At 42.5% G+C, this 12,982-nt stretch carries 10 protein-coding genes, 11 tRNA genes and 1 other annotated feature; of the genes, 8 read left to right on the top strand and 13 right to left on the bottom strand.

Features of this window, described 5'->3' with window-relative positions:
- Positions 1-5: 5 nt before the first annotated feature.
- Entirely contained in the window at positions 6-275 is a 270-nt protein-coding gene (locus FD17_RS10830; RefSeq protein ID WP_057826202.1) for an ACT domain-containing protein, read from the bottom strand.
- A gap of 182 nt (positions 276-457) precedes the next feature.
- Here FD17_RS10830 and FD17_RS10825 point away from each other — a divergent pair, with 182 nt between their 5' ends.
- The 5 genes from FD17_RS10825 to FD17_RS10805 all read left to right on the top strand — a co-directional run bounded on the left by FD17_RS10825 (position 458) and on the right by FD17_RS10805 (position 5,716).
- Positions 458-1,024 (top strand): sugar O-acetyltransferase, encoded by a 567-nt coding sequence (locus tag FD17_RS10825; protein WP_057826201.1) that lies wholly within the window; start codon positions 458-460, stop codon positions 1,022-1,024.
- A 70-nt stretch (positions 1,025-1,094) separates the two neighbouring features.
- Positions 1,095-1,331 (top strand) — a binding site (T-box leader).
- Between the two features lie 264 nt (positions 1,332-1,595).
- Positions 1,596-2,408 (top strand): 2-keto-4-pentenoate hydratase, encoded by an 813-nt coding sequence (locus FD17_RS10820; RefSeq protein ID WP_057826200.1) that lies wholly within the window; start codon positions 1,596-1,598, stop codon positions 2,406-2,408.
- Between the two features lie 548 nt (positions 2,409-2,956).
- Positions 2,957-4,249: a Y-family DNA polymerase gene (locus FD17_RS10815; RefSeq protein WP_057826199.1), complete on the top strand. Its 1,293-nt coding sequence runs from the start codon at positions 2,957-2,959 to the stop codon at positions 4,247-4,249.
- A gap of 26 nt (positions 4,250-4,275) precedes the next feature.
- Positions 4,276-4,596 (top strand): hypothetical protein, encoded by a 321-nt coding sequence (locus FD17_RS10810; RefSeq protein ID WP_057826198.1) that lies wholly within the window; start codon positions 4,276-4,278, stop codon positions 4,594-4,596.
- Positions 4,597-4,684: 88 nt separating this feature from the next.
- Positions 4,685-5,716, top strand: coding sequence for a matrixin family metalloprotease (locus FD17_RS10805; protein WP_057826197.1), 1,032 nt, complete (start codon positions 4,685-4,687; stop codon positions 5,714-5,716).
- A gap of 62 nt (positions 5,717-5,778) precedes the next feature.
- Here FD17_RS10805 and FD17_RS10800 read toward each other — a convergent pair whose 3' ends face one another.
- Positions 5,779-6,951: a pyridoxal phosphate-dependent aminotransferase gene (locus FD17_RS10800; protein WP_057826196.1), complete on the bottom strand. Its 1,173-nt coding sequence runs from the start codon at positions 6,949-6,951 to the stop codon at positions 5,779-5,781.
- 259 nt (positions 6,952-7,210) lie between these two features.
- Between FD17_RS10800 and FD17_RS10795 the strand changes: the two genes are divergently transcribed.
- The 3 genes from FD17_RS10795 (at position 7,211) to FD17_RS10785 (ending at position 11,452) form a co-directional block, all read left to right on the top strand.
- Positions 7,211-9,358, top strand: coding sequence for an amino acid ABC transporter substrate-binding protein/permease (locus FD17_RS10795; protein WP_156653626.1), 2,148 nt, complete (start codon positions 7,211-7,213; stop codon positions 9,356-9,358).
- Positions 9,355-10,092, top strand: coding sequence for an amino acid ABC transporter ATP-binding protein (locus FD17_RS10790; RefSeq protein ID WP_057826195.1), 738 nt, complete (start codon positions 9,355-9,357; stop codon positions 10,090-10,092). Before FD17_RS10795 ends, FD17_RS10790 begins: the two co-directional genes overlap by 4 nt.
- Before the next feature lie 238 nt (positions 10,093-10,330).
- On the top strand, positions 10,331-11,452 hold the full coding sequence (locus FD17_RS10785; protein ID WP_057826194.1) for a DNA/RNA non-specific endonuclease: 1,122 nt from the start codon (positions 10,331-10,333) through the stop codon (positions 11,450-11,452).
- 462 nt (positions 11,453-11,914) lie between these two features.
- Here FD17_RS10785 and FD17_RS10780 read toward each other — a convergent pair.
- The 11 genes from FD17_RS10780 to FD17_RS10730 form a co-directional block, all read right to left on the bottom strand.
- Positions 11,915-11,999 (bottom strand) — tRNA-Leu (locus FD17_RS10780).
- Positions 12,000-12,032: 33 nt separating this feature from the next.
- Positions 12,033-12,103: transfer RNA gene (locus FD17_RS10775), tRNA-Cys, on the bottom strand.
- 19 nt (positions 12,104-12,122) lie between these two features.
- Positions 12,123-12,194, bottom strand: a tRNA-Gln gene (locus FD17_RS10770).
- 7 nt (positions 12,195-12,201) lie between these two features.
- Positions 12,202-12,274: transfer RNA gene (locus FD17_RS10765), tRNA-His, on the bottom strand.
- 14 nt (positions 12,275-12,288) lie between these two features.
- Positions 12,289-12,359: transfer RNA gene (locus FD17_RS10760), tRNA-Trp, on the bottom strand.
- Between the two features lie 6 nt (positions 12,360-12,365).
- A tRNA-Tyr gene (locus FD17_RS10755) sits at positions 12,366-12,448 on the bottom strand.
- Between the two features lie 5 nt (positions 12,449-12,453).
- Positions 12,454-12,526 (bottom strand) — tRNA-Phe (locus tag FD17_RS10750).
- Between the two features lie 62 nt (positions 12,527-12,588).
- A tRNA-Asp gene (locus FD17_RS10745) sits at positions 12,589-12,662 on the bottom strand.
- Between the two features lie 16 nt (positions 12,663-12,678).
- Positions 12,679-12,751, bottom strand: a tRNA-Val gene (locus FD17_RS10740).
- Positions 12,752-12,755: 4 nt separating this feature from the next.
- Positions 12,756-12,827: transfer RNA gene (locus FD17_RS10735), tRNA-Glu, on the bottom strand.
- A gap of 20 nt (positions 12,828-12,847) precedes the next feature.
- Positions 12,848-12,939: transfer RNA gene (locus FD17_RS10730), tRNA-Ser, on the bottom strand.
- Positions 12,940-12,982: the final 43 nt, after the last annotated feature.

The following is a 12,982-nucleotide window of genomic DNA, read 5'->3' as shown; positions in this document are numbered from 1 at the left end:
ACCTCCTACAGCTTTTGAATCGCATCAAATAATTCTTGACGCTGAATATTGATTGAAAGGCCGGTTTCTTTTGCAAGATCAAGAAGTCCCTGCTTAACAACTTCAAACTTAACGTCATTATCATCCCATTCACCCATGAGCATCATGGTAAAATCGCCATGCATCAAAGTCTGAGAAATATCGGTAATGTTGACCTTCAAAGCTGCCAGTCGTTGTGAAACCGTTGCAACAATTCCAATTTGATCGTGTCCGATAACCGTAATAACTGCTTTCATTATTCGTGTCCTTTCAGTTCCCAAAGTTATATTTTTTATGTTAATTGCACTTATCATACCCGATATTTAAAGGATCGGCAATTTCAAAATAATTTGTACTTATAAATATTTATCCTCACTAATTTATACTTACAAATTATGATATAATATAAAATAATTTACAATAAAGGATGGATATTCATATGGCAACTGAAAAAGAAAAGTTTTTAGCCGGTGACCCTTACCTGGTAATGGATCCGGAATTGACGAGTGACGAGACCAAAGCCCGGCGCTTATGTAAAATGATGAATGAACTTGATGATACTGCCAGTGCTGAAAAGGAAGCTCTGGTTCGAAAATTGTTTGGGTCCGTTGGTAAAGATCCGTGGGTCCAACCCAACTTTCGATGTGATTTTGGTTACAATATTCACGTTGGTGATAACTTTATTTGCAACTATGATAATGTCATCTTGGATATTGCCCCTGTGACCATCGGCAATCATGTCATGCTGGCACCCCACGTCCAGATTTATGCAGCTTACCATCCACTGGATCCAAAAGCGCGGGCTAATTTTGTCGGTATGGGCAAGCCGGTTACGTTGGGTAATGACGTTTGGGTTGGTGGCGGATCCGTTATTCTTCCTGGTGTTACGCTTGGCAACAACGTGATTGTCGGTGCCAATTCCACCGTTACAAAGTCCTTTGGCGACAACCTGATCATCGCCGGTAATCCTGCACAAGTCATCCGAGAGAATCCAAATAAAGAATAATTAATTTTAAAATTACTGTTGACAATCAATTCAACAGGGTGTAATTTAATACCAATCATTAAATTCAAATTAAAAAGCGATGAAGAGAAACGTCATCTTCTGTTTGCAATAAGAGAGTTGCTGGTTGGTGTGAAGCAATTTGCAACATTAGATGATTATCATCTCCGAGCTATGTGATCAAAGATTTAGTAGATTGCATTGGGTGCACCCATTATTGTGTCAGCGTATCGCGAAAGCTGTACGTGTGAGGTAATTCTAGTAATAGAATTACAAATTAAGGTGGTACCGCGCATTAGACGTCCTTTTAACTATCCATTTATGGGTAGCTGACTGGACGTCTTTTTGTTTGAATTTAATTAACTATTTTAAGGTGGTGAGGACTTATGGAATCGGTGATTAGCAGCTCCAATGAAAATCCTGGTCAGATTCAGATTTTGCAAGATTCAACACATATTTTTAACCGACATAGCGCCATTGACATAGCAATTTATATCATATTTCACGACACTGATTGGTCCTCGCCTTACATACAAGCGGGGATCCACAACTAAAATATTTGGAGGAAACGCTTATGGACGAACAAGCAACTATGGAATTAACAACTAAAGAAAATGAATTGGCAAACAAATTATTTAACGCATATGAGACTCACAAACCATTAAAAGAATCTGATTTTGATGGTGTTGTCACCAACGAACAATCTGGTTACCGAGTTCAACATCGATTAACCGAACTCAAAAAAGAAGATGTTGGCGGCTACAAAGTTTCACTTACCAGCAAACAGACTCAGGATATGTTCGACTCCGACTCACCTCTCTATGGTGCTCAAGTTAAGAGTCACTTCCTTCAATCACCTGTAACCCTTCACCGTGGCGAATTAATGGAGCCCCTTGCTGAAGTTGAAATGCTTTTCACTGCAAAAGAAGACCTCAGTTCTAAAGATTCCTTAGAAGATCTCCTGCACAAGACAAAAGTTGCCCCCGCAGTTGAGGTTCCCGACTCACGATTCAGTGACTGGTTCCCAAGCCTTTCTAAATACATGGTCATGTCTGATGCAGCGGTTGGTGGCTTTGTGGTCTACGGCGACGAAAAGGATGCAGATTTACTCTTTGATAACGTTGACGATTTATCAAAAGTAAAATGTGAATTATTCCATGACGGCAAAAAGCTAAAAGATGGTGCCTCATCAGAAGTCTTGGGCAATCCTTTAAAGTCACTTCATTGGCTGGTCGCCAAGCTGGAATCTCAAGGTATGCCGCTTCAAGCCGGCCAACGGGTTTCAAGTGGAACTTTCTTATTACCTGAGTCACTTACAAACGGCGATTGGAAAGCAACCTTTGACAAAGGCCTTGGCGCTGTGTTCTTGAAAGTTGCAGGTGATTAATTAACTCAGAAATAGAGACAAAGTTTTACGATGCAATAATTGTTTTTGAACTATTGATGAAGTCGATGATAATTGATAAAAATGAAATTGAAGTGCCACTTCTGGAGGCGGAAAACTCTGGGAGGGGCGCTTTTTTTGTTGGGATGAAAATTTGATCGTTGGGGCTGCACAGCACAAGAGTTGCCCTTCTATTTTGCTAATTTTATTTTTTCGGATCTGAAGGGTAACTGCACAATTCCTTAGGCTTATTGTTAGCCTATCAGACCACTTTTGTATTTGTGATAATCCTTCTTTTACTTTGTGGTCTCAATTTGTTGATGAGGTAATTTTGTGTTTCCTCTGTTATTTGGATCAAACGTGCTTCGACAACCCTGATCGCTACACATAAGTGGGGACCGACAATCAATAAACAAAGAACGTTCATCAATTGTCGGTCCCCACTTATGCACCACGATCACCCGGGTCTCGTCGCACTCTGCTTCACTTGACACTCCGAACAAATGTTCGTATTATATAGGTACTCCATAAATATTCGCAGGTGATCCTTCATGAAAACACCTCTTGATAATCCAGAAATTCTTCCCGTCCATGACGTCATGTGCATTGACTGCAAGTCTTTTTACGCTTCCACCGAGGCCATCAAACGGGGTGAACATCCCCTTTCCGCTAAAATCGCCGTGATGAGTCGTGAAGAGTCTTCCGGCGGTCTTATCTTGGCTGCCAGCCCTTTCTCCAAACAAAATTACGGTGTCAAACTCGGTACCCGGCGCTTTGAAATCAACGACGATATGGACATCGAAATGGTCGAGCCCCACATGGCCGATTACGTTCAGCTTAATTACAAAATTAATCTCATTTACCGACAATTTACCGATGATAAGCACTGGTTTCCATATTCCATTGATGAAAGCTTTATCGACGTCAGTCACAGCCACAAACTATTCGGCTCCAGTGTTCAAATCGCAAAAATGATTCAAGCCAAAGTCTTCAAGGAAACCGGCATTGTCACCACCATTGGCATTGGTCAAAACCCACTTTTGGCCAAATTAGCCCTCGATAATGCTGCCAAGAAAAAAGCTCCCTGGATCGCTGAATGGCATTATGAAGATGTTCCCGAAACCATCTGGAAGATCCCAAGTCTGGCCGATATGTGGGGAATCGGCGGCCACACCGCCGCCAAACTCAACTACATGGGAATCTACTCAATTAAGGAGCTGGCCCATGCCGACGTTAAAAAGCTTAGGCAAAAGTTTGGCGTCATGGGCGAACAGTTATACTATCACGCTTGGGGAATCGATTATTCCACCCTTGAAAAGAAGTACCTGCCGCGTTCCGATAATAAAGGCTATGGCAATTCACAGGTTTTGATGCGCGATTATACAGAACTGGTCGATTTAAAGACCGTTTTAGATGAAATTGCCGATCAGGTTGCCACCCGTTTGCGAAAAAATAATGTTGTCGCAGAAGTCGTTAGTATTTTTGTTGGAATGGCCACTACCGACAAACAGGGCCGGACACACTATTCAGCCCAAATGCACGTTGAGCCGACCAACTCCACCCAAAGTATTACCAACGCCGTCAACTACCTGATAGAATCCAAGTGGGATGGCAGTGCAATTCGTAACGTCGGCGTCAGATGCAACCGAATTTCTCAAAAACGGGTAACCCACTTTAGTCTCTTTGAGGATCCAGAAACAACTGTTGACAGAGAAAAGTTAGAACACACCATTGACATCATCCGAAAAAAGTATGGCTACAAGGCCCTGGTCCGGGCATCTTCCAAGACTAAGGGCGGTACCGCCATCGAAAGAGCCGGTCTAGTCGGTGGTCACCAAGCCTAATATTTATTATGTAAGAAGGAATTATAATGCTTGCAGAATCAAGAGAACTCATCCAAAAATATCACCAATATTTCAAGCGGCTCCCCCATTATCAATATTGGCTGGTCGTTGTCGATAACCATTTTAATGACCGATACTATTTCTTTATATATAGTAGAAAATTGAAAACGAAGCTGGTCCGCTCCCATGAATTATTAGCATTGGTCCACAATAAAGAAAAATACGAGCAGGTGCTGGCAGACCTCAAAGAAGTCAGCCACTTGAGCATTGAATACCGGGATACTTCTCATTTGGTAGAGCCAATTCCGGAAATTACCAACGACAAAATTCATGGTCATAACTACTAATCTTCAGCAACTCAATAAGTAACAAATTATTAATTAAATATGTTATATTGATGTAAACACTTACAGGGTTGAGGGGGAAACGATTCACATGAAGCATTTCGGGAAAAGTTTATTAATGTTACCGGCAGCACTTTTTTCATTTGCCATAATAAACCATCATATCAATTCAACAGCTGCAGCCAAAGTTGCGTCAGCAAAGGTTCTAAAGGTTAACTCAACCGCCAAAGCGACTTATCATGCCTCAAAAGGCTATATCTATAAAAATGCAACGTTAACTAAAAAGATTCATAACGCTAAGAATTATCGCCAAACGATCTTTTATGCTTCCAAGCAGGCCACAGTCAAAAAATCGAACGGAAAAACTGCCGTCTATTATTATATTACTGATAAAAAGAATGCAGTCAGAGGCTACATTTGGCGTGGTAACTTAGTGAAGGCAGAAGTTCCCATGTCGCAAAAATCGTTGGTCAAACTCATTAACAGGTCGCCCGACATGAATCCGGTAGAGTCGATTCAGAGCTTAAAACCCATTAATTATGAGGCTCACGAAGCTGCATTTGACTTGGCCTACAATGTTTTTCACTTCTCGCCTACTTCAATGTTCAAAAATAATCAGGCAACTGTTTACACGGTCGATCCTGAATTAAGCCAACATGTTCAAAACGCAATGACTAAGTGGAATGAAGCTTTAGGCGAAACAGTTTTCAAGCTTGGGAGTAAAAATAATTACACCCTCCGGATTTCTTTTGGTAATGGTGCAAAAGAAAATTGGGACGGCTTATATGATGGCAAACAGATTTATGTCGATAAGTCCCATTACAACGATGCCAAGTACCCCTTGGGATATATAAGGCCACAGCTCGCAGCTAAATTTACCACTTCCCAATATTGGGACGGCGTGATTGCCCATGAACTTGGCCACACATTGGGGCTTGACCACACGGGATATCAAGCTGATCTGATGTATGCATCCAGCAGTTCCGGCAACATGATCGCCAAGTATAAATGGGCAAAGCCAGTTGAAAAATCCAGCACTGGTTTGGACGGAACAGAAATGGCCGCCATCTCCGATCGGGATTTAAACAGAGCAAAGTTAACGAAAATACTCGGATATTGGTAATTAAAAAACATCGGGAATTTGGCATTAAGCCTTGAATTCCCGATGTTTTCGTTTGAATTTATTTATTGAAACAAATTTAATTTAGCAATTCGTTCGCAAGCTTCCGTAAAACGCGGTTCATCAATCAGGAGGCCAACTCTGACAAAGCCTTCACCGCCTTTACCGAAACCAGTTCCAGGAGCAACCGCAACCGCTGCTTTTTCCAGCAGAAGATCAGCAAACGATTCGCTGGTGTAGCCCTTTGGAACAGGCATCCAGGCATAAAACGAGCCACCGGATTGATAAGGTTCCCAGCCGATTGCCCTGGCAGCCTTGAAAAATTGATTGCGGCGTTTCTCATACAACGCAACCAATTGATGAACCGATGCCTGATCACTGTTCAAAGCAGTGACAGCCGCTTTTTGAATTGCCGGAAAGACACTTACAAATAAATGATCTTGGATAAGATTAATGGCTTCAATCATATCGGCATTTCCTGCCGCAAACCCAATTCGCCAGCCCGCCATGTTGTAAGACTTGGAGAATGTGTCCATTTCAATACCAACATCTTTTGCCCCAGGAGTTTGGAGAAAACTGACCGGCTTTTTGCCATCGAAGCCAATCGCACCATAAGCGAAATCTTGAACGACCCCGATGTGGTTCTTCTGGGCGAACGCAACTGTCTGTGAATAAAATTCAGGGGTTGCCACCGCACCGGTCGGATTGTTGGGATAATTTAAATACATGAGTTTCGCAGCATCAACAATTTGTGGGTCCAGGGAACTGTAATCAGGTAAAAAGTCATTTTCTTCGCGCAAGGCCATTAGCTCCAGCTTGACTTGAGCCAATGCAACACCTGATAAATAATCAGGATAGCCGGGATCTGGAAGAAGCATCGTATCGCCTGGATTCAAAATTGCAAACGGTAATTCCACCAAGCCGATTTTTGAACCGCCAAGTATCGCAATTTCCTTGTCAGGATCCAAAGATACACCATATTCACGCTGATAAAAGTTGGCAGCCGCCCGTTTTAATTCAGGGTCACCCCGAAATTGAGAATATTTGTGATTCGCAGGAATCGCTGTCTGTTCCTGCATCGCTTTTACAATAAAATCGGGAGTTGGCTGATCGGGGTTCCCCTGCCCTAAATTAATCACATCGGCTCCTGTTGCTACCTTGTCATTGACCTTCTTAACAAGGCTGGCAAAAAACTGTTTTGGTAAATTCTGCAATATTTTTGATTCTTCAAAATTCAAATTCGTTCCTCCGTTAAATATCTGAATAATTGCTGATTCATTCAAAATAAAGATTAAAGTTAATTATGGTAAATGGGGGAATAAAAGTCAATATATTTTCTAATTTAAAATTAATGATTCTCAGCGTTTTGCAATGATATGTCGGTATTGGCACCGTTTGCACAACTGCGCATATGCTATACAGACACTCAATTTTCTGGTATCATATTCTCATTATTATATGTTATGTTTTATTACATATGTCTAGGAGGAATCATTCATGAAGCGGAAAGTGTTAACAGCTTTCGGATTGCTGGCGATGTTCGCCACAATCCTATTCTGTTTGGGGTTACCAGGCAGCAAAGCACAAGCAAAGACTTATCAAATTGGAACAGACGTGACTTACCCGCCGTTTGAGTTTGCCAACAAAAGCAACAAATACGTTGGGATTGATATTGACATTATGCAGGCAATTGCCAAAGAAGAGGGCTTTAAGGTTAATGTTAAGCCGGTTGGCTTTAATGCCGCCGTTCAATCGGTCCAATCCGGCCAGCTGGATGGAATTATTGCCGGAATGACAATTACGCCGGAACGAAAAGATAAATTCGATTTCGGAACTCCCTATTATAAAACGGGTGCTGTGATGGCGGTCAAAAAAGGCAGCGATATCACCAGTTTAAAACAGCTGAAGGGTAAAAAAGTTGCCTTAAAGACTGGAACGGCAGCGGCCGACTATGCCAACAGCTTAAAAAAGAAGTATGGATTTAAGACCGTTACGTTCGATGATTCGGATAATATGTATCAGGATGTCACGACAGGCAACTCGGTTGCCTGTTTCGACGACCAACCGGTTCTTCAGTATGGCATTAAACATGGTTTAAAGCTTCAGATTGCCACTAAACCGGCAAATCAAGGCTGGTATGGGTTTGGTGTTAAAAAGGGCACACACAAGGAATTAGTCCAGAAATTTAATGCCGGTCTCAAGAAGATCCGAGCAAATGGAACCTACGACAAAATTGTCGGCAAATATTTGGGAACAACTGCCAACTCCAAAGTTAAAGGAAAAACCTTTATAATTGGAACGGATGTTACCTTCCCGCCATTTGAATTTGCCAACAAAAATAACAAGTACGTTGGAATCGATATGGATTTGATCCGTGCAATTGCCAATGAACAGGGATTCAAAGTTAAAATAAAGGCACTGGGATTCAACGCAGCTGTTCAGGCTGTGGAATCCGGCCAGGCCGATGGTGTGATCGCCGGGATGTCAATTACCAATGAACGAAAAGCGCAATTCGACTTCTCGAAACCTTATTTCAATTCTGGCGTGGTCATGGCCGTTGCGAAAAATAGTAAGATCCATAAACTGTCACAGTTAAAGGGCAAAAAGGTTGCTGTCAAGACCGGTACGTCAGGCGCTGATTATGCCAACAGCATCAAGAAAAAATATGGTTTTAAGGTCGTTACGTTCGATGATTCAAATAATATGTATCAAGATGTAACCACGGGAAATTCAATCGCCTGTTTTGAAGACCATCCGGTTATGCAGTATGCAATTAAACAAGGTACCAAGTTAAAAATCGTCACAAAGCCGGCACTAAATGCGCCTTATGGGTTCGCCGTTAAAAAAGGCCATAATAAAGCCCTCCTGCAAGCATTCAATACCGGGTTGGAAGATTTGAAGGCCAGTGGGACTTACGACACCATCAAAGCGAAATATCTCGGTGCCGATGAAATCAAGACCGCAGCCAAAACTTCCGGGAATAGTGCAGAAGACCGAACATTTATCGGATTGATCAAACAAAATAAAGGCGCCCTGCTCTCAGGACTCCAAGAAACTCTTTGGTTAACCGTTGTTTCAATCTTCTTTGCGACAATCTTTGGTGTGCTTGTTGGACTGATGGGCGTTGTCCCCAACAAATTTAGCCGAGGTACTTCAACAACGTTAATCTATCTGTTTAGAGGAATGCCACTCTTGGTTTTGGCCCTGTTTATCTATACAGGAATTCCAAGTTTGACTGGTCAAAAGATCCCAGCATTTATTGCCGGAGTTGTTACTTTAACATTTAATGAAGGAGCTTATATAGCCGCGTTCGTTAAGGGTGGTATTCAAGCAGTTGACCCTGGTCAAATGGAAGCAGCCAGAAGTTTGGGACTGCCGTTTGGAAAATCAATGCGAAAGATTATTTTACCTCAAGGAATCAAGATTATGGTACCGTCATTTATTAACCAGTTTATTATTACTTTGAAGGATACTTCAATCCTTTCGATTATCGGATTGCTGGAATTGACGCAAACAGGTAAAATTATCATTGCCAGAAACCTGGAAGGATTCAAGGTCTGGACAATCGTTGCCGCAATTTATCTGATTATCATTACTGTCTTAACTTGGTTATCAAATTGGGTACAAAGGAGAACTAAGGTATGAGCGAAAAAGTAAAAGTCACAAATTTAGTCAAAACCTTTGGCGATAATGAAGTCCTCAAAGGAATTAATTTAACTGTCCAAAACAATGAAGTGGTGGTTATCATTGGCCCTTCAGGATCAGGGAAAAGTACCCTGCTCCGTAATTTGAACAAGCTGGAGGAACCCACTTCAGGCTCAATTGTGATTGACAATGTTGATATTGCCCGTGATGATGTCGATATTAATTCGGTCCGTGAGAATATCGGAATGGTGTTCCAACATTTCAATTTATTCAAAAACCTGTCAGTTGGTGAAAACATTATGTTGGCACCAGTTGAGCTTAAAAAAGAAGCCAAAGACGAGGCTGAAGACCAAGCCAAAAAGTTGTTGGCAACGGTCGGTCTGGAAGAAAAGTTTGACGCAACTGTTCAATCATTGTCTGGTGGACAACAGCAGCGTGTCGCGATTGCGCGGGCGTTAGCTATGAATCCAGACATCATGCTTTTCGATGAACCAACTTCAGCACTAGATCCTGAAATGGTTGGTGATGTGCTGGAAGTTATGAAGCGCTTAGCTAAGCAAGGAATGACAATGGTTGTGGTAACCCATGAAATGGGGTTCGCAAAAGAAGTTGCCGATCGCGTTGTATTCGTTGACGATGGTCAAATTCTTGAAGAAGGAACGCCTGAACAAATCTTCGAACATCCAAAAAATGAACGACTCCAGGATTTCCTGAACAAGATTTTGAATGTTTAATAAATAGTGAAGCATGTTAGGACAATTGTCTTAACATGCTTTTTATTTGGGAAAAGTCTATATCCCCTTATTATTTAAAACAGTGGAGATTACATGAAAACAAATACGGTGTTCGTCTGTTACTGATTTTGATGAAATTGTATAATTAATATAAATTATTCGGGAGTTTTTTTCGTAGCACATTTTTTCGGTAATTCCTGTAATCAATTATGCAATTATTTCTGAGGGGGATCATGACGTGAAATTTCGTAAGAATGTATTACTTAGCATATTTATCCTATTATTCGCTGGTGGAACTCTTACCGCCTGTGGCAGTGATGAAAGCCAGCCTTCATCAACTCACTCGTCTCAGGTGAGATCAAGTAGTCAGTCATCTGAGATGGCAGCTCCAAAAACGCATCATCAAAAACATCATGCAAGAGCCAAATCTTCACCAAATCAGCACCACGAAGCGATTTTAAGTAAGCTGATCAGCTACACAGATAAAGAGTCTGCCGGTCCCACAGGTGACTATTATTGGGTAAATGGGAAAGCTCATTTTACCAAGTTTGCCGGTTTAAAAGCTGGTGACTATCGTTTCGGGGCTGACAGCCAGGGCCGATCAGCTACTGCCCGGGCTGTCTTAACCTACTCTGAATATGAGGCTTCACGAGGAAGTCGCCAAGGAGAACCTCTTGACCCACCAGCGTGGCCGGAAAACAAAATTGTGGCAATCAGCTACGGTTTAACCGGACGCACCTATCACGGTTATTTGTACAACAAAAGTCATTCCATTGGCGATAGTTTGTTAGGCACCAAATCGTACACCTCCGAGTATAATTTTACGACCGGAACCCGTCCTCAAAACGTGGGTGCTGATCAAAACGGCGGAATGCGTTTCGCGGAAGAGTCGGCTGAAAACTTTTGGGAAAGTTATCCCGGCACACACCATGTTATTTATTATCAAACCACCCCACTATACAAAGGCAATGAAACAATGCCTCGAGGATCGATCGTTGATGTGCGGTCGTCCGACAAAACTTTGAATACTGAGATTGTTGTAATTAATTCCGCTGAAGGGATTCATCTTAATTACAGCGATGGCAGTAACAACGCGAAAACATATGTTAGACCTCACCACAGCCAAAATTCAGCAAATACAAGAAGTACTAATTCGGGTGCGCGTTCTCAACAGACAGGTTCAACCCATACAGATGGACCATGGACCGTAGCCGAATCAGGAATGGTATTCGTCTCTGATACTAATAAATATTATTCAGAGGTCAAAAATCCTAATAACTACCAATATGAAAGCCAGTCTCAAGCAAATGCCAGTGGTTCAACGCAAGCATCGCGTGGTAATCAGTACGCTAGGCCTTGAACGATTCCATTCATCCATCGATTGTGCTCAATCCGTTTTCCGTTTTAGCTTTATCCTTCTGATATCACTACCAAAGTTAGTATTTAAGACATTCAATATGTTAAAATATAGATGGAAATTGGTTACCCTCTTTTTAAGGATGGTGAGCTAGCAATGAAGTTTATTATGGGTTGTGTGGCCGCTGTCATGCTCTGTAGCGGTGCAGTCGGTGTCACGCATTATTGTACGACTCCACATCAAGTACAGCCTCGTGTTGAACGTGGCTGCGGGATGGGAAGATAAGTTCATATAACTAGTAAAGTCTGCGCCCCTCTTGGGCAGCAGGCTTTTTTATTGGCTTATTATGACACTTCTTAGGTTTTTTATATCTTGGGATCATGATTTGTTTACAACAGAAAAAAAGAGGAACGCTGATTTATCAACGTTCCTCAATGAAGCAATGTGCCCTATTTGAGCTAATGATACCGGAGGTGGGGTTCGAACCCACACGATCTCAACGATCACTGGATTTTGAGTCCAGCGCGTCTGCCAATTCCGCCACTCCGGCAAAATAATATTTGATTGGCCAATCCATGGAAAAAGGCGGTAATCGGATTCGAACCGACGATGAAGGTTTTGCAGACCTCTGCCTTACCACTTGGCTATACCGCCATAAATTTGGCTAACCCAACTGGGTTAGCTGGATTCGAACCAGCGCATGACAGAGTCAAAGTCTGTTGCCTTACCACTTGGCTATAACCCAATCAAAAGGCGGTATGTGGGAATCGAACCCACGCGTGTCGGATCCACAAACCGATGTGTTAACCACTTCACCAATACCGCCATAGTATTATTAACAGGGATAGTAGGAGTTGAACCCACACCGACGGTTTTGGAGACCGTAGTTCTACCATTAAACTATATCCCTATAAGATGGAGGGGAGTGGATTCGAACCACCGAACCCGAAGGAGCGGATTTACAGTCCGCCGCGTTTAGCCAGACTTCGCTACCCCTCCATGAATGGCGCGGGACAGAATCGAACTGCCGACACATGCAGCTTCAATGCATTGCTCTACCGACTGAGCTACCGAGCCATTTACCATCTTGAATATAATAATACCTTATGTTGTGTATTCAATTGTCAAATACATAACAACGGTTCGTACGAGACTCGAACTCGTGATCTCCTGCGTGACAGGCAGGCGTCCTAACCAGCTAGACCAACGAACCAATGTTGCTATGGAAATGGAGGATACAGGGATCGAACCTGTGACCTCCTGCTTGTAAGGCAGATGCTCTCCCAGCTGAGCTAATCCTCCAAAATGACCCGTACGGGATTTGAACCCATGTTACCGCCGTGAAAGGGCGGTGTCTTAACCACTTGACCAACGGGTCATATACTTATTATTCGGTTACGGAGAGTAAGGGATTCGAACCCTTGAAACAGGCTTTTACCCGTTTACATCATTTCCAATGATGCTCCTTCGGCCAGCTCGGACAACTCTCCATTAAATAATAACTCCGGCAGGCGGGCTCGAACCGTCGACAAC

The organism is Lentilactobacillus sunkii DSM 19904 (genome assembly GCF_001435575.1).
Classification (GTDB): Bacteria; Bacillota; Bacilli; order Lactobacillales; family Lactobacillaceae; genus Lentilactobacillus; species Lentilactobacillus sunkii.
Note: the sequence above shows the minus strand (reverse complement) of the source record. Positions and strands in the feature narration are given on the sequence as shown.